The organism is Thauera sp. WB-2 (assembly GCF_027594845.1).
Taxonomy (GTDB): Bacteria; Pseudomonadota; Gammaproteobacteria; order Burkholderiales; family Rhodocyclaceae; genus Thauera; species Thauera mechernichensis.
Window position 1 is genome coordinate 3,064,193 of record NZ_CP088935.1, and the last position, 23,553, is coordinate 3,087,745.

Here is a 23,553-nt window from a genome sequence, read left to right on the forward strand (position 1 = left end):
CCTGCCTCACCCCGCCCCGCCGCCGCGGGGCGCAAGCGAACCACGGAGAACACGACATGCCCAAGTTCAACGCCAACCTGACCATGCTCTTCAACGAGGTGCCCTTTCTCGACCGCTTCGAGGCGGCCGCGGAAGCGGGCTTCAAGGGCGTGGAGTATCTCTTCCCGTATGCGTTCGACAAGGACGCGCTTGCCGAGCGCCTGGACAAGCACCGCCTGGTGCAGGTCCTGCACAACCTGCCGGCCGGCAACTGGGAAGGCGGCGAACGTGGCATCGCCTGCCATCCGGACCGGGTCGGAGAGTTCCAGGACGGCGTCGGCCGTGCGCTCGACTACGCCACCACGCTCGGCTGCAGGCAACTGAACTGTCTCGCTGGCATTGCGCCGGCCGGCGTGGATAGCGGCAAGGTGCACGAGACCTTCGTCGCCAACCTGCGTTTTGCCGCTGGCAAGCTCGCAGAGGCCGGCATCCGCCTCCTGGTCGAGCCGATCAACACCTTCGACATCCCCGGCTTCTACCTTAACCGCACGGCGCAGGCGATCGCGCTGATCGATGAAGTCGGATCAAGCAACCTGTACCTGCAGCACGACATCTATCACATGCAGCGCATGGAGGGCGAACTCGCCAACACGATCGCCAAGCACCTGCCGCGGATCGCCCACATGCAGATCGCCGACAACCCCGGCCGCAACGAGCCCGGCAGCGGCGAGATCAACTATGCCTGGCTGTTCGGCTTCATCGACCGGCTCGGCTACGACGGCTGGATCGGCTGCGAATACAAGCCCGCCGCAGGCACCCGCGAGGGGCTGGGCTGGATCCAGGCACTCGCGGGTTGAGACAGGCTCGCGCCTTGCGGCGCTCCTGCAAAGAATGACCCAGCTTCAATCACATCCAGGAAACAAGATCATGGCAAACATTGGCTTCATCGGCCTCGGCATCATGGGCACCCCCATGGCGGGCAACCTCATCAAGGGCGGCCATACCGTCTTCACCCACACCCACGGCGACACCCCCGCCGTACTCCTCGAAGCCGGCGCCCAGCCCTGCACCAACGGCGCAGAGGTCGCACGCAAGGCCGACATCATCATCACCATGGTGCCCGACACCCCGCACGTCGAGGACGCGCTGTTCAACCCGGAAGGCGTCGCGGCCGGCTTGTCGGCGGGCAAGATCGTGGTCGACATGAGCTCGATCTCACCGGTTGCCACCAAGGACTTCGCCAAGCGCATCAACGCCCTCGGCTGCGAATACCTCGACGCCCCGGTCTCCGGCGGCGAGGTCGGCGCCAAGGCAGCCAGCCTGACCATCATGGTCGGCGGCAGCGAGGCGGCATTCGACAAGGTCAGGCCGCTGTTCGAACTGATGGGCAAGAACATCACCCTGGTCGGCGGCAACGGCGACGGCCAGATCACCAAGGTCGCCAACCAGATCATCGTCGCACTCAACATCGAGGCGGTGGGCGAGGCCCTGCTGCTGGCCGCGAAGGCCGGTGCCGACCCGGCCAAGGTACGCCAGGCGCTGATGGGCGGCTTCGCCAATTCGCGCATCCTCGAAGTGCATGGCGAACGCATGGTCAAGCGCAGCTTCGACCCGGGCTTCCGCATCGAGCTGCACCAGAAAGACCTCAACCTGGCGCTCACCACCGCCCGCCAGCTCGGCGTGTCGCTGCCCAACACCGCCACCGCGCAGGAGCTGTTCAACGCCTGCAGCGCGCACGGCGGCGCGAAGTGGGACCACTCGGCGATGGTGCGCGCGCTCGAGAAGATGGCCAACTTCGAGATCGGGCAGTAAACGCTCGCCGGTCCGCCCCCAACCCCTTACAGCCCATAATCACAAAGCGCCGGCACGGATCGGCGTAACCCGGGTGGCACGTTCTCCCCGACGTGCCACCCACCCACCGAAGGAGATTCCGATGCGCCACCTCGCCATCGACGTCGGCTCGTTCCGCTTCGTCGCCCGCCTGGAAGAAGCTGCCGCGCCCAAGACCTGCGCCGCCTTCCTGGACCTGCTGCCGTTCTCGAACCAGGTGATCCACTCGCGCTGGAGCGGCGAGGCCGTATGGGTGCCGCTGGGCGAGTTCGATACCGGCCTGGGTTTCGAGAACCACACCAGCCATCCTTCGCGCGGCGACATCCTGCTCTATCCCGGCGGCTTCTCCGAGACCGAAATCCTGTTCGCGTACGGCAGCAGCTGCTTCGCCAGCAAGATGGGCCAGCTCGCGGGCAACCACTTCCTGACCGTGGTCGAGGGCATGGACCAGCTCTACGAGATGGGGCGGACGGTGCTGTGGAAGGGCGCGCAGTGGATCCGCTTCACCGACCTGGGAGAGCGCTGACGGAGCGCCTCGCCGGCATCCAGGCGCCGCCAAGGGCGCGGGCATGATCGCGCTCGACTGCAACGACCAAGAGACAACGACTATGAGATCAACCCACGCCCTCACCCTTGAGGATGCACGCTCCATCGCCACCGCGGCCGAGGCAGAGGCACGCGCCCACGGCTGGGCGGTGAGCATTGCCATCTGCGACGCCGGCGGGCATGCCCTTTGGCTTCAGCGCATGGATGGCGCGCCGCTGATGAGCGCAATGGTGGCACCCGAGAAGGCGCGCACCAGCGTGCTCAGCGGCAAGCCGAGCAAGGCCTTCGAAGAGATGGTCAATAACGGCCGCTACGCGGCGCTGGCAATGCCGGTGGTGCCGCTCGAAGGCGGCGAACCCATCCTGGTAGACGGCAGCGTGATCGGCGCAGTCGGTGTTTCCGGGGTCAAGGCCGGCGAGGACGCACAGGTCGCCCGTGCCGGCGTTGCTGCACTTGCAATCCGCGCCGAGCCCGCCACCCTGGAGAAAACCGCATGAAACGCGAACGTAGTGCCCGCATCCTCGCCACGCTGGGCCCGGCCAGCGCCAGTCGCGAGCGCATCCGTGAACTGGCGCTGGCCGGCGCGGACGTGTTCCGCCTGAACTTCAGCCATGGCAGCCACGAGGACCATGCCGAGCGGATGAAGCAGATCCGCGAGGTCGAGCACGAGCTCGGCCGCCCGATCGGCGTGCTGATGGATCTGCAGGGGCCAAAGCTGCGTGTCGGTCGCTTCGCCGAAGGCCGGGTGACACTCGGCCCGGGCGCGCGCTTCCGGCTTGACCTCGACCCGACGGCGGGCGACGCCGTACGCGTCAACCTGCCCCACCCCGAGATCTTCGCCGCGCTCGAGACGGGTACCGAACTGCTGCTGGACGACGGCAAGCTGCGCTTGCGGGTGGACGCCTTCGGTGCCGACTTCGCCGATACCACCGTGCTGGTGGGCGGCGTGTTGTCCGATCGCAAGGGCGTCAACGTGCCCGGCGTGGTGCTTCCGATCTCGCCACTCACTGCAAAGGATCGGGCCGACCTCGACTTCGGCCTGGCGCTCGGGGTGGACTGGGTGGCACTGTCCTTCGTGCAACGCCCGGAGGACATCCGCGAGGCGCGAGAAATCATCGGCGACCAGGCCTGGATCATGGCCAAGCTGGAGAAGCCGGCCGCCATCGAGCAACTCGAGCCCATCGTCGCCCTGGCCGACGGCATCATGGTCGCGCGCGGCGACCTTGGCGTCGAGATGCCACCGCAGCAGGTGCCGGTGCTGCAAAGGCGCATCGTACGTGCGGCACGTGCCGCTGGCCGCCCGGTTGTGGTCGCGACGCAGATGCTGGAGTCGATGATCGGTGCGCCGGTACCGACCCGCGCAGAAGCCTCGGACGTGGCAACGGCGATCTATGACGGCGCCGATGCGGTGATGCTGTCGGCCGAATCCGCATCCGGCCAGTATCCGGTCGAGGCGGTATCGATCATGCACCGCATCATCTGCGAGGTGGAGCACGACCCGGCCTGGCGCAGCGGGCTGGAGGCGAGCCACACGCCAGCTGCGGCCAACACCCCGGACGCGATCTGCTGCGCGCTGCGACGCGTGGCCGGACTGCTCGAGCCCGCTGCCACGGTGGCCTACACGACGACCGGCTTCAGCAGCCTGCGCGCCAGCCGCGAGCGCCCTGCCACCCCGATCCTGGCACTGACGCCGCATGTCGGTACGGCACGACGCCTGGCTCTGGTGTGGGGCGTGCACGCGGTGCCCTTCGAGGAAGTACACGACGTCGCCGAGATGGTGGACCATGCCGCCAGCGCCGCGGTGGCGCACGACTTCGCGGCCCCCGGCGACGTGGTGGTGGTGATTGCGGGTCTGCCGTTCGGGCGTAGCGGTAGCACCAACCTGCTGCATATCGCCCGCATTCCCGACTGAGCACCGCACGCAGCATGAAAAAAGCCGCGGGTGACCGCGGCTTTTTTCATCAGTACTGCGAGGCAGCTTACTTCTTGCCTGCGGCCAAGCCGTTGACGATCTCCTGCTTGGCTTCCTCGACCGTGCCCCAGCCCAGGATCTTGACCCACTTGCCGGGCTCGAGGTCCTTGTAGTGCTCGAAGAAGTGCACGGTCTGCTTCATCAGCAGCTCGGGCAGATCGTCGGTGCTCTGCACCTTGTCGTACAGCGGGGTCAGCTTGGACACCGGCACGGCGACGACCTTGGCATCGACGCCGCCATCGTCTTCCATCTTCAGCACGCCGACCGGGCGACAACGGATCACGACGCCGGGCGCGAGCGGGAACGGGGTGACGACCAGCACGTCCACCGGGTCACCGTCGCCAGCGATGGTGTGCGGCACATAGCCGTAGTTGAGCGGGTAACGCATCGAGGTACCCATGAAGCGATCGACGAAGACGGCGCCGCTGTCCTTGTCCACCTCGAACTTGATCGGATCACCCTGAGCGGAGATCTCGATGATGACGTTGATGTCGTTCGGCACGTCCTTGCCGGCGCTGACCAGATCGAAACCCATACATCCCTCCCGTGGAAAAATTGTGCGCGGATTATAGGGGGAAACCACAATGTCTTGCACTGCACCACGCCCACCGGCCACGCTCAGGCCGGCGCATCGAACCCGGCATCCTCCACCGCTGCACGCATGGCGTCGACCGAAACCTGCGCTGGATCGAAGCGCACGGTCGCACTGCCCTGTTCGAGGGACACCTGCACGTCCTCGACACCGGCAATGCCCTTGAGCACACCGGTCACGTTCCTGACGCAGCCGCCGCAGCTCATGCCTTCGACCTTGATCGTCACTTCGCTCATGCAGCACTTCTCCTCATCATTGATTGACGGCCCGCCGCGCCAGGGCCTCAGGTAATGCACACCACGCCGCTCCACAGGTCGCCGCCGAGCGTGGGCGCGTGGTAGAGGCCGAACAGCCCGAAGCCAAGCACGAGCAGCCCCGAAGCGATGCGCACCTTGCGATTGCGGGTGAAGTCGCGGAAACGCTTGAACAGCATGCCGGCCAGCAGCAGGTTGGGGAGCGTCCCAAGACCGAAGGCGAGCATGAGCCCGGCGCCGCGCACACCCGAACCGGTGACGAGCGCAGTGGCCAGAATGGAGTATGTGAGTCCGCAGGGGATGAAGCCCCACAGCATGCCAAGCGGCAAGGCCTGCCTGGGCGACCGCGCTGGCAGGAAACGACGTGTCGCCGGCTGGATGCGCCGCCACAGCACATGGCCGGCGCGCTCGAACGGCGCAAGCGGGCGGGTAAAACCGGTGAGGTAAAGGCCGAGTGCAACCAGCATCAGGTTGGCCAGCACATAGAGCGTCATCTGCACCGGCAGCATGCCGTCGTACAGCATGCCGACCGAACCGATAAAGCCCACAGCGGTGCCGAGCGCAGTATAGGTGCCGATCCGCCCCAGGTTATAGGCGAGGTGCAGCGGCCACTGCGGCTTCCCGCCGGGCACCTGAACCTGCATGGTGAGGGCGCCGACGATGCCGCCGCACATCGACACGCAGTGAGTGCCGCCGAGCAGGCCGATCAGGAAGACGGCCAGGTAACCTGTTTCGGGCATGGGAGAAGAGCGATCCGGTGCGGCGCGAGGCAAAAGCGCATTTTACGCCTGCACGCCCGCAACCGCATGCGACAAATCGCCCCGCCCTCGCGATCGCGTGACTCAGATCACCCTGGAGTAGCGCGCGCGCTCACGGTCTGCGCGCAGATAGCGGTCGAACACCATGGCGACACCGCGCACCAGCAGGCGACCAGCAGGCTCGACGCTGATCCAGTCGCCCTCGATCTTCACCAGCCCGGCCTTCTGCATCTCCTGCAGGTCGGCAAGTTCCTCGGCGAAATAGGAGCGGAAGTCGATCAGGTGGGCGATCTCGATCGACTGCATGGACAGCTCGAAGTGGCACATCAGCGCCTGGATGATCGAACGCCGCAACAGGTCGTCGGCGGTAAGTTCGATGCCACGCAGGACCGGCAGCTCGTCACGGTCGAGCGCATCGTAGTACTCGTCGAGCGTCTTGACGTTCTGCGCGTATACCGGACCGATCTTGCCGATTGCCGATACGCCGAAGGCAAGCAGATCGCACTCGGCCTGGGTGGAGTAGCCCTGGAAGTTGCGGTGCAGACGGCCCTGGCGCTGGGCAACGGTGAGTTCGTCATCCGGCTTGGCGAAGTGGTCCATGCCGATATAGACGTAGCCGGCCTCGGTAAGGCGGCGGATGCCGAGCTGCAGCAACTGCAGCTTGGTGTCTGCAGTGGGCATGTCGCCGCTGTTGATGCGGCGCTGCGGCTTGAACAGGCCCGGCAGGTGGGCATAGCTGTAGAGAGAGATGCGATCGGGCGAGATCTCCAGCACCTGCTCGAGGGTACGGTTGAAGCTGATCACGTTCTGCTTGGGCAGACCGTAGATCAGGTCCATGCTCACGGACTTGAAGCCCGTGGCACGTGCCGCGTCGATGACGAGCTTGGTCTCGTCATAGCTCTGGATGCGGTTTACCGCCGCCTGCACATCTTCGGCGAAGTCCTGCACGCCAACGCTCATGCGGTTGAACCCAAGCTCGGCGAGCAGTTTCACGGTGTCGAAGTCGACCTTGCGCGGGTCGACCTCGATCGAGTATTCGCCATTGGGAACGAGCGTGAAGTGTTCGCGCACCGCGGCCATGAGCTCGCGCATCTCGTCATGCGACAGGAAGGTCGGCGTTCCCCCACCGAGGTGGAGCTGCGTGACCTGGCGGCTGCCCTCCAGGCATTCCGCCTGCATCGCGACCTCCTTGGCCAGGTATTTCAGATACTTGGCCGAGCGCCCATGATCCTTGGTGATGATCTTGTTGCAGGCGCAGTAATAGCAGATCGTGTTACAGAAGGGGATGTGGAAGTATAATGAGAGCGGTTTGCTGACGCCGCCGACCGCCCTTTTTGCGAGCCAGGCCTTGAGCGCATCGGCGTTGAAGGCCTCGACGAAGCGGTCCGCTGTCGGATAGGACGTGTAGCGCGGTCCGTTGATGTCGAATCGGCGGATGAGTTGCGGATCGAAGATGAGTTGGTTCTGGCTTGTCATGATCTTGCTGCGGCAGTGTGTGCCAAACAATGGCAGATCGCCGCGTTTTTTTGGTTGACGTGGGTCAACGGGCGTGATGTGTTGCCCGATCGAACCACTCCTGAGCCAGGTCTGGCGTCTTTTGTCGGGGAAGCAGGATTATCGTGCAGATGAGGGCGAGCGTGCCAATTACCGTGAACGGGCTCAAGTCTGCCTGTTCGCAGTGCAACCTGGTCGAGTTGTGCCTGCCCTTCGGGATGTCCGACAGCGAGTTGAACCGCCTGGACGAACTCGTTGGCGCGCGGCGCAAGGTCAAGCGCCAGCAAAGCCTGTATCGTGCGGGCGATCCGTTCGAGGCGATCTACGCCATCCGCGCCGGTTCGTTCAAGACCGACGTGCTGCTCGAAGACGGCCGCGATCAGGTGACCGGCTTCCAGATGACCGGAGAGATTCTCGGCCTCGACGGCATCAGTGCAGAGTCGCATACCTGCAATGCGATCGCCCTCGAGGACAGCGAGGTCTGCGTGATCGCCTATGACAAGCTCGAGCAGATGTCACACGAAGTGGAAGGCCTGCAACTGCAGTTCCACAAGGTGATGAGCCGCGAGATCGTGCGCGACCACGGCGTGATGATGCTCCTCGGTTCGATGCGCGCCGAGGAACGGCTGGCGGCGTTCCTTCTCAACATGTCGCAGCGCTTCAATGCGCGCGGCTTCTCGGCGCAGGAATTCCACCTGCGCATGACGCGCGAGGAGATCGGTTCCTACCTGGGGCTCAAGCTCGAGACGGTGTCTCGCGCTTTCTCCCGCTTCCAGGACGAAGGGCTGATCTCGGTACAACAGAAGCACGTGCAGTTGCTCGATCCCACCGGGCTCAAGCGCCTGATCCAGCACCAGCACGGCGCGCGCTGACGCTGGCCGCTCCGCCTCGACGGCCGCCATTGTTCAGGCAAGGAAGCCTGCGGGATTCTTGGTGAAGGCGACCGACACGATCCATACGTACACGAACAGGGCGGCCGCAAAGGCGCCCGCACGCACCGGCTTGGTCGGGCCGCGCTTGAGTGCAAGCGTGCCAAGCAGCACGTATGCAACCAGGCCACCGACCTTGGCGGTCACCCAGTCGGCGGCAAACGGGTACTGCGCGATCATGACCGCCAGCGTGATCGCTGACAGCAGCAGCAGGCTGTCGATGATGTGCGGCAACACACGGGTGAGCCGGTGCGAGAGCATCGGATTGCCCGTCAGCATCCACATGCCGCGCAGCAGGAAACCCGCTGCGCTGAGCACGACGCAGACGACGTGAAGGTGTTTGATCGCGTAGTACATCCTTTCTCCTTGCAAGGGCTGGCAAGCTGCCGGTCTCGGGGCGACAGGTATTGTCGCCCGTCTCGGGTAAGATTACGAATCGTTCCGGAGCCAAAGCAATGTCCCAGCACCCCCATGTCGACATCCCTGCCCTGCTGCATCGCATCCCGCTGTTCAGTGAGTTGTCGGAGTCGGATATCCAGCGTGTGTCGCGCTACACCCGCGATCGGCATGTCGGCAGGGGCGAAGTGCTGTTCCAGCGCGGCGACCAGCCCCACGGCTTCTATTTCGTCGTATCGGGCCAGATCAAGCTGGCCTTCTCGTCGCCACAGGGCACCGAGAAGGTGGTCGAGATCGTGGGTGCGATGCAGAGCTTCGGCGAGGCGGTGATGTTCATGAACCACCCCTACCCGGTCTTTGCGGAGGCCTTGTGCGACACGGTGCTGATCCATGTCGGCCATGCGGTCGTGACCGAACTCATCGACCAGGATTCGACCTTCGCTCACAAACTGCTGGCCGGCATGGCGATTCGTCTGCACAGCCTGATCCAGGACGTCGAAACCTACTCGCTGCGCTCGAGCATGCAGCGCGTCATCGGCTACCTGCTGCAGGTGGCGGACAGCGACACGCCATGCGAGATTGCGCTTCCCACCAGCAAGCAGGTGATCGCCTCGCGCCTCAACCTGACCCCCGAGACGCTGTCGCGAATCTTCCATGACCTCAGCGAAGCAGGCCTGATCAGCGTGCAGGGCAAGCGCATCACCCTGCACGACCCTGCACGCCTGGCACGGCACAACGCCTGAGGCCGTTGCAGCACGGTAGCCGTTCAGGGCTCGAGCACGTACTGCCCTGGCGCATCGGCAAGCGCGGGAAAAGCCTCGGTCGACACCGGGCGCGCCGCCACGAGCGCGCCGCAGCGTGGCTTGAGCCAGCGCATCCAATCTTCCCACCAGCTCCCCTCGCAACGCTTGGCGCGCTGACGCCAGGTTTCCGGCGTATCGTCGCGTGTGCTGGCTTCGACCCAGTAGTGGCGCTTGGGCGGATCGACGACGGGATTGACGATGCCCAGGATATGCCCGGAACTCGACAATACCTGCCGCACCGGTCCGCCAACGTGGTGCACCACTTTGAAGGTTTGCAGCCACGGCGCGATGTGATCGTCCTCGGCCGCAACCGCATAGAGCGGCTGCGAAACGGCCGCGAGGTCGAGCGCCTCACCGGCGACCTGCAAGGCCCCTGGCTGGATCAACTTGTTGTGCAGGTAGAGTTCGCGCAAATACCAGGCATGCATGCGGTACGGCATGCGGGTGGTATCCATGTTCCAGAACAGCACGTCGAATGGCGGCGGTGACTCTCCGTACAGCCAGCCATGCACGACGTAATGCCAGATCAGGCTGTTGGAGCGCAGCAGCCTGAACGAGGCGGCCATCTCCTTGCCGTCCAGGTAGCCCTTGCGAGCCATCTGCTCGGTCAGGTAGCGGATGCTGCTCTCATCGATGAAGACCTCGATGTCGCCTGGTTTGTGGAAGTCGACCAGCGTCGTAAACAAGGTCCAGTCGGCGACCGGCATCTCGGCCTCACCATAGCGCCGGTTCGCCCACGCCATGTACATCGCCAGTGCGGTGCCGCCAATGCAATAGCCGGCGGCATGCACTTTTGCGGCGCCCGTGAAGGCGCGCGCCTGACGGACGATCTCGTCGATGCCCTCGATCAGGTAGTCATCGAAGCCCACCTCGCTCATGCTGGCATCAGGGTTCTTCCAGCTGGTGATGAACACGTCGAGCCCCTGATCGAGCAGGAAGCGGATCATGCTCTTTCGCGGCACCAGATCGAGCACGTAGAACTTGTTGATCCAGGGCGTGATGATCACCACGGGCTCGGCACGCACGCGCTTCTGGGTCGGGGCATAGTGGATCACCTCGAGCAACCTGTTGCGGTAGATCACGGCACCAGGCGTGGTAGCGAGATTCTCGCCCACACGGAAGTCATCCGGGCTCGTCATGCGAACGTTGCCGGCCTGCAGGTCGGCGAGCCAGTTCTCGAAGCCACGCCTCAGGCTGTCGCCATTGGTCTCGATCGCGCGCCTGAGCGCAACAGGGTTGGTCCAGAAGAAGTTGGTCGGCGCAACCGCATTGAGCCATTTCCGCCACCAGAAGGCTGCGCGCCTGCGCTCCTTGTTCGACAGCCCCGGCGTCTCGTAGAGCATGTCCTGCGTATGGCGGGTGAAGGCGAGGTACCACTCCTTGATCAGGTCCCAGGTCGGGCGCTCGGTCCAGGCAGGATCTGAGAAGCGCGCATCATCGGCATTCGGGCTGATCGGATCCTCGCTCGGAATGCCGCGCATGCGATCCCACGTGTGCATCTGCAGCCGGAAAAGGTCGCGCGAGAGACTCAGCAGGTGCTCGCTCAGCTCCTGTGGATGCGCCATCCAGGCAAGCTGCGCGTGGACTATGGGCGCGGTCATGCCGAGCGGATCGACAGACCCCTCCACCTTGTCGTGCAGTCGACGCAGCAATTCATTGGCACGCCCGCGCGTCGCCCTCGGGTGCGACGATGGACGACTCCTGCGGTCCGGTGTAGTCATGTATTTCGCTCTCCTCGCAACGATTCATCGGAGCTGGTACGGATGTCGGGCGACAGCCACCTCGACACCGCTCCAGCCTAGCTCACCCTCCACTGCCGAAGCCAGGCCGGCAGCGGCAAGCACCTCGCCATGGACGACGAAAGTCCTCGTTGGCGGCGGCGTGAAGCCGCGCAGCCAGTCGAGCAAGGCCGGGCGGTCGGCATGCGCGGACAGGCCACCGATGGTGTGCACGCGCGCGCGAACGGGTACTCGCTCCCCGAACAGCGTGACTTGCCTGGCACCATCGACCAACCGGCGACCGAGCGTGCCGGCAGCCTGGAAACCGACGATCACGATCGCACATTCCGTACGCGCCAGGTTATGACGTAGATGGTGCTTGATTCGCCCGGCGTCGCACATGCCGCTCGCCGAGATGATCACGCGCCCGCCACGCACGGCGTTCAACGCGATCGATTCCTCGACATCCTGGACGAAGCGCAAGCGAAAACGTTCGCCATTGGCCTGCACCCAGTCGTACAGCTCCCGCGTCTCGTCATCCCAGAGCTCGCGGTGGCGAACGGTGAGCTCGGTCGCCGCTGTGGCCATCGGCGAATCAACCGCAACGTCGAGCCGGCTCACCCGCCCGGAACGGACAAGATCGGCGAGCACGAACAGCATCTCCTGGGTTCGCCCCACTGCGAAGGCCGGAATGATCACGTTGCCCGTATCATGTGCGAGCGTGGTGTTGAGCACATCGGCAAGCTCCTCGTAGGTGTCACCCACCGAGCGATGAGCGCGATCACCGTAGGTCGACTCCACGCAAACGATGTCGGCGCGCGTAACCCGCACGGGATCCTGCAGGACAGGCCGCAAGGGCTGTCCCAGATCGCCCGAGACGACCATGCGGCGCCCGCTCCCGACGAACTCGATCTCGATGATCGCCGAGCCCAGGATATGACCGGCATTGCGAAACCGGCAGCGTACACCAGGCGCGGGCGCAAACCAGACATCATATGCGATCGCACGCAGGCGCCCCAGGCTCGCCCGCGCCTGCTCGACCGTATACAACGGCGCAAGCTCCCTGTACCGCTGCGCCTTCCTCGAGCGCGCATTGCGCAAGGCCCACTCGGACTCCTTCTCCTGTATGAAGGCCGAGTCCATCAGCATGACGCCCAGGAGGTCGACAGTGGCAGCGGTAGCGTAGATCGGCCCCCGGTAACCCAAGGCAACGAGCCGTGGGACGAGGCCGCTATGATCTAGATGCGCATGGGTAAGGAGCGCAAACTGGATCTCGCGCAGATCGAATTCGAGCGCCTCCCGGTTCTTGCGATCGGCCTGCCTGCCACCCTGAAACAAGCCACAATCGACGATGAATGCACCGTCAGAATGATCCACCTTGAGGCAGGACCCCGTCACCTCTCCAGCGGCGCCGTAGAAAGTCAGTTGCATCGTCAACAAGCCTCCCTATGCGTACTGCTTGCAACGCCCCGCATGCACCTTACACGCACGCCACAAGAATCACGGAGCAATCCGCAGGCTGTTTGATCGCGATCAAGCGCCCTCAGCACGTGGCGCTGGCTATAATCGGATCGTGACACACAACAGGGAGTCTCCGTCATGTTCAAGCACATCCTGGTCCCGACCGATGGGTCGGCCTTGTCCGAAAGCACGGTGGCCCGCGCCGTCTCCTTCGCCAAGGACGCCGGAGCGCGCATCACCTTCTTCTACGCCCAGCCCGACTTTCCCATGCCCATTTATGGCGAAGGCGCACTGATCGACCCCACAACGCCGGAACAGTTCGCAAAATCGGCCGCGTCCGAGGCAAGCGCCATCCTGGCCAAGGCCAAGGCCAGCGCAGATGAGGCTGGCGTGGCGTCGGACACGGACACTGCCGTCAACGAAGTCCCCTACGAGGCAATCATCGATGCAGCCGATCGCCATGGCTGCGACTTGATCTTCATGGCCTCCCATGGCCGGCGTGGCATCGCAGGTCTGCTTCTGGGCAGCGAAACACAGAAGGTGCTCACCCACAGCAAGACGCCCGTCCTGGTCTATCGCTGAAAGGGACAGGAACCCGCGCTTATGCAAAACGGCCCTCACGGGCCGTTTTTTTGTTTACCGGTGTGCTGATCAGCGCCCGGCGCTCGCCCTGCGTTCGTCTTCGGCCATGTGCCGACGCGCGAAGCGATACAGATAGATCGCCATCACGACTACGAACAGGATGGTGAACAGACTCAGCAAGCCGATATCACTGGTGAACAACAACTCCCAGGCCATGACATACCTCCTTAGCAGGGTGTTGAAAATTGGATCATCACCTTCGGTTTCCGGCTGGGCCGGAAAAAATCGACTCTGAAAAGTCCCGGCGTGGTTCGCCATGAAGCAGTTTCCAGTCGTCTTTCAAGCCGATTTTGCTACCGCAATTCAGCAGCGCTCCCGTCGCTGCAAGGACGTCGTTTTCTATTCAATATCGCAATCCGATAGGCGCGCGAGCGCCAACGAATTACGGCGCCAGCAAATTGCCCAATCGCGTCAGGTTGTACGCGGCGAAATTGAGCAGCGCATGCGCGCGAATCTTGTCCAGGCCGCGTGCCATCAAACGGCGCAGCGTGCCGATATCCTTCACCCAGCCGAAGGCCTCTTCGATCATCTTTCGACGACGCAGACTGACCGCGTAGCCTTCGGTGGTCTTGATGTGCGCGGGCACGGCGCTGCCCTGGGTCTTGGCGGCCACATGCGGGGCGATCCCCAAGGCCGTCAGGGCGCCCACGAAGTCGGCGGTGTCGTAACCCCGATCCGCTGCCACCGTCGGCTTGCGGGTCCCGCGAGCGGGTTTGACGCTGCGCTTGACCATCACCAGCGCAGCCTCACGTTCGGCGGTCCCGGTGGCCGGGGTCGTGTGCACATCGACGATCAGCCCGTGCCGGTTCTCCGCCAGGGCATGCGTGGTGTAGCTCAGGAACGCCATGCCGCCGCCCTTGCTCGCCAGCCGCGACTCGGGGTCGGTGCGCGAAACGTGCGTCGCGTTCGAGCGCTTCTTACCCCGGAAATCGACCTCGGGATTGCGGCCCTGATCCGGTCCCGGTGGCTCGTCCGATCCGTCGCGCGCGACCATGCTCTTGTGCGAGGCCCACGCCCGCAGCAGCGAGCCGTCGACGCTGAAATGCTCGTCGGACACCAGCTCGGCCCATTCGGCGATCGCCACCACACCGCCGAAGAACTCGCGCATCACGCTCTCCTTGAGCAGACGATCGCGGTTGGCCGAGAAGGTCGAGTGATCCCAGATCGCTTCGTCCAGCGTCAGGCCCACGAACCAGCGGTACATCATGTTGAAATCGATATGCTCGACCAGCGCGCGCTCCGAGCGGATCGAAAACAGGCACTGCAGCAGCGAGGCGCGCAGCAGCCGCTCCGGTGCAATCGAGGGGCGTCCGCCTTCGGCATAAAGCGCATCGAACTGCGCAGACATCGAGCGCACAACCAGATCGGCAAGCACCTTCACGCGGCGCAGCGGGTGGTCTCGGGGAATTCGATCCTCGAGATTGACGTAGCTGAACAGGGGGCTCTGTTTATGGTCGGTGCCGCGCATCGGATTAATTGCAGTGATAATGCAGAACGTATTGTAACGCCCAGAAAACCCTTGCCGCTGCAGGGGTCTGATTAAATCAACAGCCTGTTAGCAGAAAAATCAGGCATTCGGATCAATGGTGATCTCCATCTCTGCAGGGAGGAACGCGGCCCCGTTCATGCGCCAGCTGCGGGACTCATCTTCTATCAGGAACAACCAGCGCCCGGTACCAAGGGGCGCAATCGCACTTTCATACAACCCTTCGCCCTTGCGGGTGAGAACCAACTCCTGGTCCAGACCACCCCGTGTGGGGTGCGAGATCGTGAGCCGGATCCGCTCTGGCACATCGACCGCGTTGGTCGCGCCCAGCTCGATCCTGATCTCCTGACTACGAATCCGGAGGTCGGCCTTCAGACCAAGGTCGCGGGCGTGCTCGGCCCTGCCCATGGTCTGAACGATCGCCCGGCCTTCCTTGTAGTAGTCGTCAACAACCATGCCATCGAAAGTCTTCACGGCAATGACGAAGGTTGCGATGCCGGCAATCACTGCAATTGCCGGAAACGTGATCAGAAACCAGGGCCAGCCCTGCCGATACCACGGCGGAGGGGGGGACTTGTCGGACGCAGCAGTACTCATGTCACCTCGGGATCAGGAAAGTGGTTTCTTCATTCACGCTCAGCGCCGGGTTGTCCTCGGCCGTGATGCGGAAAGCAATCGTGTTGGCACCGGGAGCACCCGCGTCGTAGGGCACCAAGACCTGAAGCGTCACCGCCTGGGTAGACGCCGCCGGCACCTCGACGCGCTCGACACCACCGATACGCACCCCGGGCATGCCGGACACCGCGAGCTGGAACGCGCGCGGCGCCTCGGTCATGTTCATGACCTGAAGCTGGTAGACGTTCTCGATGAAGCCGCCTTCGATCTCACGACCAAGCGACGAGCGGTCACGAATGATGTCGACACGCAGAGGATCGCGCGCCGCGAGCCCCCAGACGAAGGCAAGAGAGACCAGTACCAGCACGGCGCCATAGATCAATGTCCGCGGCCGCAGTACATGCAGCAGGATCTCCTTGCGCCCCCAATGCTTCTTGAGCGCGTTCTCCGTGGAGTAGCGGATCAGCCCACGGGGATAGTTCATCTTGTCCATGACCTGGTCGCAGGCATCGATACAGGCTGCGCAGCCGATGCATTCGTACTGGAGACCATCGCGGATGTCGATACCGGTCGGACAAACCTGAACGCATATGCCGCAATCGATACAGTCCCCTTTGCCGACGCTGCGCGGGTCGATGTTCTTCTTGCGCGTCCCGCGCGGCTCGCCACGCTCCTCGTCATAGGTAATGACGAGCGTATCCGGGTCGAACATGACGGCCTGGAAACGCGCGTAAGGGCACATGTACTTGCAGACCTGCTCACGCAACACCCCGGCGAAGAGGTAGGTGAAGCCTGAGTAGAAGAGGATCCAGAACAGCTCCCAAGGGCCGAAGCCAAGCGTAAGCAGGGAGGCGAGGAGCTCGTCGAGCGGCGAGAAGTAGGCGACGAAGGTAAAGCCGGTCCACAGCGCGACGAGCCCCCAGGCCGCAAACTTGCTGCCACGACGCACGGCCTTGCCGACGCTCATGGGAGCCTGGTCGAGCTTCTGCCGCCTGACATGATCACCCTCGATCTTCTGCTCGATCCACATGAAGATCTCGGTGTAGACCGTCTGCGGACAGGCGTAGCCGCACCAGAGTCGTCCGGCCACCGCAGTGAAGAAGAACAGCGCGTATGCGGAGATGATCAGCAGGATGGCGAGGAAGAAGACATCCTGCGGCCAGAACACCCAGCCGAAGATGTAGAACTTGCGCTCGGTGAGGTGAAACAGCACGGCCTGCCGATCGTTCCAGCTGAGCCAGGGCAGTCCGTAGAAAACGAGTTGGGTGAACCACACCAGGGCCCAGCGCCAATTGGCGAACAGGCCGGTGACTGCGCGCACGTAGAGCTTCTTGCGTGCGGCGTAAAGCGTATCGAAACTGGCGTCGGAGTTGGCTTGCGCCGGCTTGCGGGGTTCTGGGGTCGTGCTGCTCATGGCCTAGTGTACCGATGAAGTGTTGTTATTGTTGTTATGGTAACCCCGGGGGAACCCCCATTCCCCCGGAGATGGAACTGCAAACTGCGGTGCGACTGTTACTTCTTGCTCAGGCTCAGTACGTAAGCGGTCAGGATGTGGACCTTGTCCTCGCCAAGGAACTCACCGAAGCCCGGCATACGGTTGTTACGGCCGTGCGTGATGGTCTCGATGATGACGGCCTCGGACGAACCGTAGAGCCAGGTGTTGTCGGTCAGATTGGGCGCGCCAAGCATCGGGTTGCCCTTTGCATCGGCACCGTGGCAGGCCACGCAGTTGGTCTCGAAACCTTCCTTGCCGCGCTGCGCCCGCAGGGAGTCATGCGCCAGGCCGTTCAGCGAACGAACATAGTTGGCGACATCCTTCGCCCCCTCTGCACCAAGCGCCGGTCCGAACGGGGGCATGATGCCGTTGCGGCCGTTGGTGATCGTCTCGCGGATGTTGTCCGGCTCGCCGCCCCACAGCCAGGCGCTGTCGGTAAGGTTCGGGAAGCTCTTCGCACCCTGGGCAGCCGAACCGTGACACTGCGCGCAGTAGGTCAGGAACATGCGTTGCCCCATGGCGCGGGCGTCGGGATCCGCGGCCACGGCCATGACGTCCATGTCGCGATACTTGGCAAAGACGGGGCCGAAGCGCTCTTCCGCGGCCTGCATCTCGGCGTCGTATTGCGCCCACTGCCCACGGTGCTGGTTGACGTTGCCGAAGCCCGGGTAGATCGCCAGATAAACCACACCGAACACGATCGTGATCCAGAACAGGTACATCCACCAGCGCGGCAGCGGGTTGTTGTACTCGGCGAGCGTCTCGTCCCACACGTGGCCGTGAAGCTCGACCGGCCCCTTTTCGCGCTTGGTCATGTTCGACACCAGCACGAACACACAGAACAGGATGGAGAGGGCCACGAGGACCATCACATACATGTTCCAGAAACCGCTGATAAAGTCAGCCATTTGCTTTTCCCTCTTGGTCTTGCCGCCCCCCCTGGGCCGGCAGGTCGTCGTCGCTCAGGGGCAGGCGCGCCGCCTCGTCGAAGCCGGCCTTGGCGTGCTTGCTGTACGCCCAGGCGCAGATGCCGAGGAAGCACAGGAACCCAAGCACCGTGATCAGGCTTCTGAAGTCATTTATATCCATGGCGCGCCCAGCTCCTTACCTGAAGTTCGAAATCGCGGTGCCGAGCCCTTGCAGGTAGGCCACGATCGCATCGAGTTCGGTCTTGCCCTCGAGCGCTGCAGGCGCCGCGGCGATTTCCTCCTCGCTGTACTTGTGCAGGCCGACCTTGTTGAGCGCACGCATCTTCGCCTGGATGTCGTCCGCCTTGACAGGACGATCCAGCCACGGGAAGGCCGGCATGTTCGACTCAGGCACGACATCACGCGGGTTGATCAGGTGGACACGCTGCCACTCATCGGAGTAACGACCACCAACTCGGGCCAGGTCCGGACCGGTGCGCTTGGAACCCCACTGGAACGGGTGGTCGTAGATGAACTCACCCGCCACCGAGTAGTGGCCATAACGCTCGGTTTCGGCGCGGAACGGACGGATCATCTGCGAATGGCAGTTGTAGCAGCCCTCGCGCACATAGATGTCACGGCCGACCAGGCGCACCGGATCATAGGGTTTGACGTCGAGCGCATTGCCCTTGTGGTCGATTGCAGTGGTGGTCGAGTGCTGGAAGAACAGCGGCACGATCTCGACCAGACCACCCACGCTGACAGTGAGCAGCGTGAGGACGATCATCAGGAATACGTTGCGTTCGACTTTTTCGTGTTTCGATTGAGCCATGTTGTTGTTCTCCGATCAGGCGTGGGCAGCCGCAGGCGCAAGCACCGGGGCGTCATAGGCCTTCTGGCCGGCGATGGTCTTCACCATGTTGTAGAACATGATGAACATGCCGCCGAGGAAGAGCGCGCCGCCGATGAAACGGATGGTCCAGAACGGGTAGCTGGCCTTGACGCTCTCGACGAAGGAGTAGGTCAGGGTGCCATCCGGGTTGGTCGCACGCCACATGAGGCCCTGCATCACACCGGAAATCCACATCGAGGCGATGTAGAGCACGATGCCGATGGTCGCGATCCAGAAGTGAGCGTTGATCAGCTTGACGCTGTACATCTCGCTCCGGCCATACAGGCGGGGCAGCAGGAAGTACACCGCGCCGATCGAGATCATCGCCACCCAGCCGAGCGCACCGGAGTGCACGTGACCAACCGTCCAGTCGGTGTAGTGCGACAGCGCATTGACCGTCTTGATCGACATCATCGGGCCTTCGAAGGTCGACATGCCGTAGAACGAGAGCGAGGTGATCAGGAACTTGAGGATCGGGTCGGTGCGCAGCTTGTGCCAGGCGCCGGACAGGGTCAGAACCCCGTTGATCATGCCACCCCAGGACGGCGCAAGCAGGATCAGCGAGAAGACCATGCCCACCGACTGGGTCCAGTCAGGCAGCGCGGTGTAGTGCAGGTGGTGCGGGCCAGCCCACATGTAGGTGAAGATGAGCGCCCAGAAGTGCACCACCGACAGACGATAGGAATACACCGGACGATCGGCCTGCTTCGGCACGAAGTAGTACATCATGCCCAGGAAGCCCGCGGTCAGGAAGAAACCCACCGCGTTGTGGCCATACCACCACTGGATCATTGCGTCCTGCACGCCGGCGTAGGCGGAGTAGGACTTCATGCTGAACAGCGACACCGGGATGGCGGCACTATTGACGATGTGCAGCAGCGCCACGGTGAGGATGAAAGCACCAAAGAACCAGTTGGCGACGTAGATGTGCGAAATCTTGCGCTTGACGATGGTACCGAAGAACACCACCGCGTAAGAGACCCACACGACAGCGATCAGGATGTCGATCGGCCACTCCAGCTCGGCGTATTCCTTGGAGGTCGTGTAGCCCAGCGGCAGCGTGATCGCCGCGAGCACGATGACCAGTTGCCAGCCCCAGAAGGTGAAGGCCGCCAGCTTGGGCGCGAACAACGTAGCGTGGCAGGTACGCTGGACCACGTAGTAGGAGGTGGCGAAAAGTGCACAGCCGCCAAACGCGAAAATCACGGCATTGGTGTGCAGCGGGCGCAACCTGCCGAAGTGCAGGAATTCGTGAACGTTCAGTTCGGGCCACACGAGCTGTGCTGCGGCGATGACACCGACCAGCATGCCCACGATGCCCCACACCACCGTCATGATGGCGAACTGACGCACGACTTTATAGTTATAAGTCGCTTGCGATTGCATGTGAGTCACCTCTTTGTTTTGAAAGCTTTGCGAGCACGACGCGCGACGACTGCGGCGCACTTCCTGAAGACCGGCCGAGAATACGCGTTGGCGTAAATCCCAATTTGACACAGATCAACATTGTATTGCAGCCGAGGGGGGCGAGGAAGCAAAAATTGGACGAAATCCAGATCCATGTGCCCGATCAGGCAAGACCCTCGTCACAAGGCTGAAAGCGCAGTCAGACGGGCGTTTGCGGGCAAGCGCCGCACGCAACAGGAGCGCCTTCGCCCCCATATCGGACCGACCGCAGCAACCACGGGCCGCATACCCAAAACGCCGAAATCGAGAATGACAGACGAAAAAAAAAGGGTGCGTATCAACGCACCCCCAACCCCAACAGAGAGACATAAAAACACTCGTTGCCCACCGTCTTCCAAGCCCGATCGACAACCACGGCACAATTATCGCCACGCCGCCAAAGCGCGTGTTGACCTAGGTCAACCTGTCCGCATCTGCACCACCCCTGGAGCAAGCGCCGAAGCGACATGTCAGCGCTCACCCTCGTCACGCCCTGCGGTCCGCTTCGCGTCACCCCCCTCCCGCTCCCGGGCGTCCGGAGCCGGCTCGTCACGGTCGTCCATCAGCAGCCGATAGGCTGGCCCCTCCATGTCGTCGTACTGACCACTGCGCAGCGACCACCAGAAGATCACACCGATCACGAACACCAGCAGCACCGATAGCGGGATCAACAGGTACAGGCTCTCCATGCCAGCTCTCCTATGCAAGCCTCAGGCTCGGCCCCGCGGCACGCGCTGCAGGCGCAGCGCATTGAGAACGACGAGCAGCGAACTCGCCGCCATGCCGACCCCTGCCATCCAGGGCGTCACCAGCCCGGCCATTGCGAGCGGGACGGAGGTGAAGTTGTATGTAAACGACCACCAGAGGTTCTGGCGAATGATCTTCAAGGTCTTGCGCGACAGGTCGATACCCCGTCCGAGGCTGGCAAGATTCTCGTTGAGAAGCACGATGTCAGCCTGGTTGCGGGCCAGATCCGTCCCCCCACCCATGGCGACCGACACGTGGGCCTGCGCAAGCACGGGGGCGTCATTCACGCCATCGCCCACCATCGCGACGACGGCCCGAGCATCTTCCTGCAAGACGGCGATTACCTGCTGCTTGCCCTGCGGGCTCATGCCACCGCGGGCATCCTGCACACCCAGCGCCCCAGCCACGGATTCCACCACTGGCTGGGCATCACCCGACAGCACACTCGTCGGGATCTGCTCGCCGGCGAGACGGCGCATCAGCATCCCCGCCTCCTCACGGACGCTGTCTGCCAGCCTGAACAAGCCCAGCCAGCCCGACCGCGATGCCAGCGCAATCACGGTTCCACCCTCGGACGCAAAACCCTCGAGTGCCGATGGCATTGCAAGCCCCGTCGCGCCGGAAACATACTCGGGACGACCGATAAACACGGTCTGGCCGTCGATGAGCCCGTGCATGCCTTGCCCGGTCTCGGCTTCGACTTCGCTTGCCAGCGGCAACTCGAGCCCGGCGGCAGCCTCACGCAGACCGGTCGCCACCGGATGCTCGGAACCCTGCTCGATCGCCGCAGCCATCGCCAGCACGGCAGCCTCGTCCGCGGCACCGAGAGGCAACACACGCTCCAGGCTCATGCGCCCATGGGTCAGCGTTCCGGTCTTGTCGAACACGAACCGATTGGCATTGGCCAGGGTCTCGATCGCATGCCCGCGCGTCACCAGCACCCCCATTCGAGCGAGGGCATCGGTGGCCACGGTGAGCGCGGTCGGTGTCGCCAGCGACAAGGCGCACGGACATGCCACCACCAGAACGGAAACGAACACCCACAACGCGCGCTCGGAATCGATGAAGTACCAGCCAACACCGGTGATGCCCGCCAGCACGAGCAAGGTGACGATGAAATAGCCGGCCACCTTGTCGGACTGCGTGGCAAGCTTGGGCTTCTCGCTCGCGGCCCGCTCCATCAACTGACGGATGGCCGCCAGGCGCGTCGCGTCACCCACTTGCTCGACCCGCAGCAACAAGGGTGAGGACACATTGATACTGCCACCCGTGAGCCGCGCGCCAATGCGCTTGGCAACGGGCAAGCTCTCGCCGGTGAGCAAGGCCTCGTTGACCTCGCCAACCCCCTCCACCACGACACCGTCGGCGGGCACGACTTCGCCCGGCCGCACGCGCACGATGTCACCCGGCGCGAGCTGCGCCGTCGGCACGCGCTCGCTGGCTGCGGACTGCGGCCAACCGGCCAGCCGCTCGGCAAAGGATGGCAGCACCTTACCGAGCTCCTCCACACCGCGCACCGCCTTCTGCCTTGCCAACATCTCCAGGTAACGCCCACCCAGAAGGAAGAAGACGAACATGGTGACCGAGTCGTAATACACCTCGGGACCATCAGTGAGCGTGGCCCACAGGCTGGCAAGAAATGCACTGCCCACACCCAGCGCGACCGGTACGTCCATGCCCAGGCGGCGCAGACGTATGTCACGCCAGGCGCGCTGGAAGAATGGCGCGGCCGAATAGAGCACGACCGGCAGGGTGAGCAGGAGGCTGGCCCAGCGCAACAGCAGCTCGATGTCCCAGGTCATCTCGCCCTCGCCCGCCACATAGACGGGGAAGGCGTACATCATGACCTGCATCATGCCGAAGCCGGCCACGAAGACCCGCCACAGCATCGACCGCCGCTCCTTGTTGGCGATCTGCTCCGAACGTTCGGCGTCGTAAGGGTAGGCGCGATAACCGATGGCCTGGATTGCGGCAAGGATGTCGGACAGCCTGATGCGCTGCTCGTCCCAGCGCACGCGCGCGCGCCGCGTGGCGTAGTTGATCTCGATGGCTGACACCCCGGGCAGGCGGGCGACATGGTTTTCGTTCAGCCATACACAGGCCGCACATGTGATGCCCTCGAGGATCAGGGCTGCCTCACGCTCGTGCTCACCCACCGGGCGTACGAAACTCTTCTGGAAATCGGGGTGGTCGAACAGGCCGAGCTCCTGCAGCTCGACCGGCATCGCCTCGCGTCGCGACTCGGGCATCGCATCGCGGTGGCGGTAGTAATCTACAAGACCGTTATCGACGATCGACTGCGCCACCGCCTCGCAGCCAACGCAACACATGCGCCGCGATCGCCCCTCGATCCTGACGTAATGCTGCGTCTCGGCCGGAATCGGCAGGCCACAGTGATAGCAATCGACATCGGGTGCGGCGGCGTCCGCGGCGGGCAGTTCTGCAGAGGTCATCGGCGGCGATACAAAGCCGCCCCGGCGGGAAGCGCCAGCCGGGGCGGTCGGGGAAGGAGAGGCTTTTTTATCACAATCCCGCCGCTCGGGCCATTGCGCTGCACCATCGAGGCCCGCCTGCGCGCCCTGAGCGCGCC

Annotated in this window: 25 protein-coding genes; 8 read left to right on the plus strand and 17 right to left on the minus strand. The window is 63.6% G+C overall.

The window, feature by feature from the left end; translation table 11 throughout:
* Positions 1–56: 56 nt before the first annotated feature.
* From hyi to pyk, 5 genes are all read left to right on the plus strand, one after another.
* Positions 57–836, plus strand: coding sequence for a hydroxypyruvate isomerase (hyi, locus tag LQF09_RS13975; protein WP_002924366.1), 780 nt, complete (start codon positions 57–59; stop codon positions 834–836).
* A 70-nt stretch (positions 837–906) separates the two neighbouring features.
* A complete protein-coding gene (locus tag LQF09_RS13980; RefSeq protein WP_002938164.1) occupies positions 907–1,791 on the plus strand; it encodes a 2-hydroxy-3-oxopropionate reductase in 885 nt (294 codons plus the stop codon).
* A gap of 121 nt (positions 1,792–1,912) precedes the next feature.
* Positions 1,913–2,335 (plus strand): DUF3830 family protein, encoded by a 423-nt coding sequence (locus LQF09_RS13985; protein ID WP_002924371.1) that lies wholly within the window; start codon positions 1,913–1,915, stop codon positions 2,333–2,335.
* An 82-nt stretch (positions 2,336–2,417) separates the two neighbouring features.
* The gene (locus LQF09_RS13990) at positions 2,418–2,852 is read left to right on the plus strand and encodes a GlcG/HbpS family heme-binding protein (protein ID WP_270068266.1); all 435 of its coding nucleotides are present in this window, start codon (positions 2,418–2,420) and stop codon (positions 2,850–2,852) included.
* Positions 2,849–4,267, plus strand: a complete 1,419-nt coding sequence (gene pyk / locus LQF09_RS13995; protein ID WP_270068267.1) for a pyruvate kinase — start codon at positions 2,849–2,851, stop codon at positions 4,265–4,267. The genes LQF09_RS13990 and pyk overlap by 4 nt, the downstream gene beginning before the upstream one ends.
* 67 nt (positions 4,268–4,334) lie before the next feature.
* Here pyk and ppa read toward each other — a convergent pair whose 3' ends face one another.
* The 4 genes from ppa to hemN form a co-directional block, all read right to left on the minus strand.
* Positions 4,335–4,862 (minus strand): inorganic diphosphatase, encoded by a 528-nt coding sequence (gene ppa / locus LQF09_RS14000; protein ID WP_002924376.1) that lies wholly within the window; start codon positions 4,860–4,862, stop codon positions 4,335–4,337.
* An 83-nt stretch (positions 4,863–4,945) separates the two neighbouring features.
* The gene (locus tag LQF09_RS14005) at positions 4,946–5,155 is read right to left on the minus strand and encodes a heavy-metal-associated domain-containing protein (protein ID WP_002924377.1); all 210 of its coding nucleotides are present in this window, start codon (positions 5,153–5,155) and stop codon (positions 4,946–4,948) included.
* A gap of 47 nt (positions 5,156–5,202) precedes the next feature.
* Complete coding sequence (locus tag LQF09_RS14010) at positions 5,203–5,913, minus strand: sulfite exporter TauE/SafE family protein (protein WP_270068268.1); 711 nt, start codon at positions 5,911–5,913, stop codon at positions 5,203–5,205.
* Between the two features lie 102 nt (positions 5,914–6,015).
* On the minus strand, positions 6,016–7,407 hold the full coding sequence (hemN, locus tag LQF09_RS14015) for an oxygen-independent coproporphyrinogen III oxidase (protein ID WP_270068269.1): 1,392 nt from the start codon (positions 7,405–7,407) through the stop codon (positions 6,016–6,018).
* Between the two features lie 149 nt (positions 7,408–7,556).
* Between hemN and fnr the strand changes: the two genes are divergently transcribed.
* Positions 7,557–8,297: a fumarate/nitrate reduction transcriptional regulator Fnr gene (gene fnr / locus LQF09_RS14020; RefSeq protein ID WP_002924380.1), complete on the plus strand. Its 741-nt coding sequence runs from the start codon at positions 7,557–7,559 to the stop codon at positions 8,295–8,297.
* 33 nt (positions 8,298–8,330) lie between these two features.
* On the opposite strand, the gene LQF09_RS14025 is transcribed toward fnr, so the two are convergent.
* The gene (locus LQF09_RS14025) at positions 8,331–8,711 is read right to left on the minus strand and encodes a SirB2 family protein (protein WP_002924382.1); all 381 of its coding nucleotides are present in this window, start codon (positions 8,709–8,711) and stop codon (positions 8,331–8,333) included.
* A gap of 98 nt (positions 8,712–8,809) precedes the next feature.
* Between LQF09_RS14025 and LQF09_RS14030 the strand changes: the two genes are divergently transcribed.
* A complete protein-coding gene (locus LQF09_RS14030) occupies positions 8,810–9,493 on the plus strand; it encodes a Crp/Fnr family transcriptional regulator (protein ID WP_270068270.1) in 684 nt (227 codons plus the stop codon).
* 23 nt (positions 9,494–9,516) lie between these two features.
* Here the strand turns inward: LQF09_RS14030 and LQF09_RS14035 are convergent, their stop codons facing one another.
* Both LQF09_RS14035 and LQF09_RS14040 read right to left on the minus strand, forming a co-directional pair.
* Positions 9,517–11,154: a PHA/PHB synthase family protein gene (locus LQF09_RS14035; protein ID WP_232431577.1), complete on the minus strand. Its 1,638-nt coding sequence runs from the start codon at positions 11,152–11,154 to the stop codon at positions 9,517–9,519.
* A 144-nt stretch (positions 11,155–11,298) separates the two neighbouring features.
* The gene (locus LQF09_RS14040; RefSeq protein ID WP_270068271.1) at positions 11,299–12,702 is read right to left on the minus strand and encodes an MBL fold metallo-hydrolase RNA specificity domain-containing protein; all 1,404 of its coding nucleotides are present in this window, start codon (positions 12,700–12,702) and stop codon (positions 11,299–11,301) included.
* A 168-nt stretch (positions 12,703–12,870) separates the two neighbouring features.
* Here LQF09_RS14040 and LQF09_RS14045 point away from each other — a divergent pair, with 168 nt between their 5' ends.
* On the plus strand, positions 12,871–13,314 hold the full coding sequence (locus tag LQF09_RS14045; protein ID WP_002924389.1) for a universal stress protein: 444 nt from the start codon (positions 12,871–12,873) through the stop codon (positions 13,312–13,314).
* Positions 13,315–13,383: 69 nt separating this feature from the next.
* Here the strand turns inward: LQF09_RS14045 and LQF09_RS14050 are convergent, their stop codons facing one another.
* The 10 genes from LQF09_RS14050 to LQF09_RS14095 all read right to left on the minus strand — a co-directional run bounded on the left by LQF09_RS14050 (position 13,384) and on the right by LQF09_RS14095 (position 23,416).
* Positions 13,384–13,530 carry a DUF3149 domain-containing protein gene (locus tag LQF09_RS14050; protein ID WP_002924391.1) on the minus strand — a complete coding sequence of 49 codons (147 nt, stop codon included), beginning with the start codon at positions 13,528–13,530 and terminating at the stop codon, positions 13,384–13,386.
* A gap of 226 nt (positions 13,531–13,756) precedes the next feature.
* A complete protein-coding gene (locus LQF09_RS14055) occupies positions 13,757–14,842 on the minus strand; it encodes an IS5 family transposase (RefSeq protein WP_270068272.1) in 1,086 nt (361 codons plus the stop codon).
* A gap of 99 nt (positions 14,843–14,941) precedes the next feature.
* Positions 14,942–15,457, minus strand: a complete 516-nt coding sequence (locus LQF09_RS14060) for a FixH family protein (RefSeq protein WP_002924395.1) — start codon at positions 15,455–15,457, stop codon at positions 14,942–14,944.
* A 1-nt stretch (position 15,458) separates the two neighbouring features.
* Positions 15,459–16,889: a cytochrome c oxidase accessory protein CcoG gene (gene ccoG, locus LQF09_RS14065; RefSeq protein ID WP_002938185.1), complete on the minus strand. Its 1,431-nt coding sequence runs from the start codon at positions 16,887–16,889 to the stop codon at positions 15,459–15,461.
* Between the two features lie 98 nt (positions 16,890–16,987).
* Entirely contained in the window at positions 16,988–17,878 is an 891-nt protein-coding gene (ccoP, locus tag LQF09_RS14070; protein ID WP_270068273.1) for a cytochrome-c oxidase, cbb3-type subunit III, read from the minus strand.
* The gene (locus tag LQF09_RS14075) at positions 17,871–18,059 is read right to left on the minus strand and encodes a CcoQ/FixQ family Cbb3-type cytochrome c oxidase assembly chaperone (protein WP_002924399.1); all 189 of its coding nucleotides are present in this window, start codon (positions 18,057–18,059) and stop codon (positions 17,871–17,873) included. The genes ccoP and LQF09_RS14075 overlap by 8 nt, the downstream gene beginning before the upstream one ends.
* A 15-nt stretch (positions 18,060–18,074) precedes the next feature.
* The gene (gene ccoO / locus LQF09_RS14080; protein ID WP_002924405.1) at positions 18,075–18,710 is read right to left on the minus strand and encodes a cytochrome-c oxidase, cbb3-type subunit II; all 636 of its coding nucleotides are present in this window, start codon (positions 18,708–18,710) and stop codon (positions 18,075–18,077) included.
* A 15-nt stretch (positions 18,711–18,725) separates the two neighbouring features.
* The gene (gene ccoN, locus LQF09_RS14085) at positions 18,726–20,156 is read right to left on the minus strand and encodes a cytochrome-c oxidase, cbb3-type subunit I (protein ID WP_002924407.1); all 1,431 of its coding nucleotides are present in this window, start codon (positions 20,154–20,156) and stop codon (positions 18,726–18,728) included.
* A 530-nt stretch (positions 20,157–20,686) separates the two neighbouring features.
* Complete coding sequence (gene ccoS / locus LQF09_RS14090) at positions 20,687–20,905, minus strand: cbb3-type cytochrome oxidase assembly protein CcoS (RefSeq protein WP_002924408.1); 219 nt, start codon at positions 20,903–20,905, stop codon at positions 20,687–20,689.
* Between the two features lie 21 nt (positions 20,906–20,926).
* Positions 20,927–23,416, minus strand: a complete 2,490-nt coding sequence (locus LQF09_RS14095; protein ID WP_270068274.1) for a heavy metal translocating P-type ATPase — start codon at positions 23,414–23,416, stop codon at positions 20,927–20,929.
* Positions 23,417–23,553: the final 137 nt, after the last annotated feature.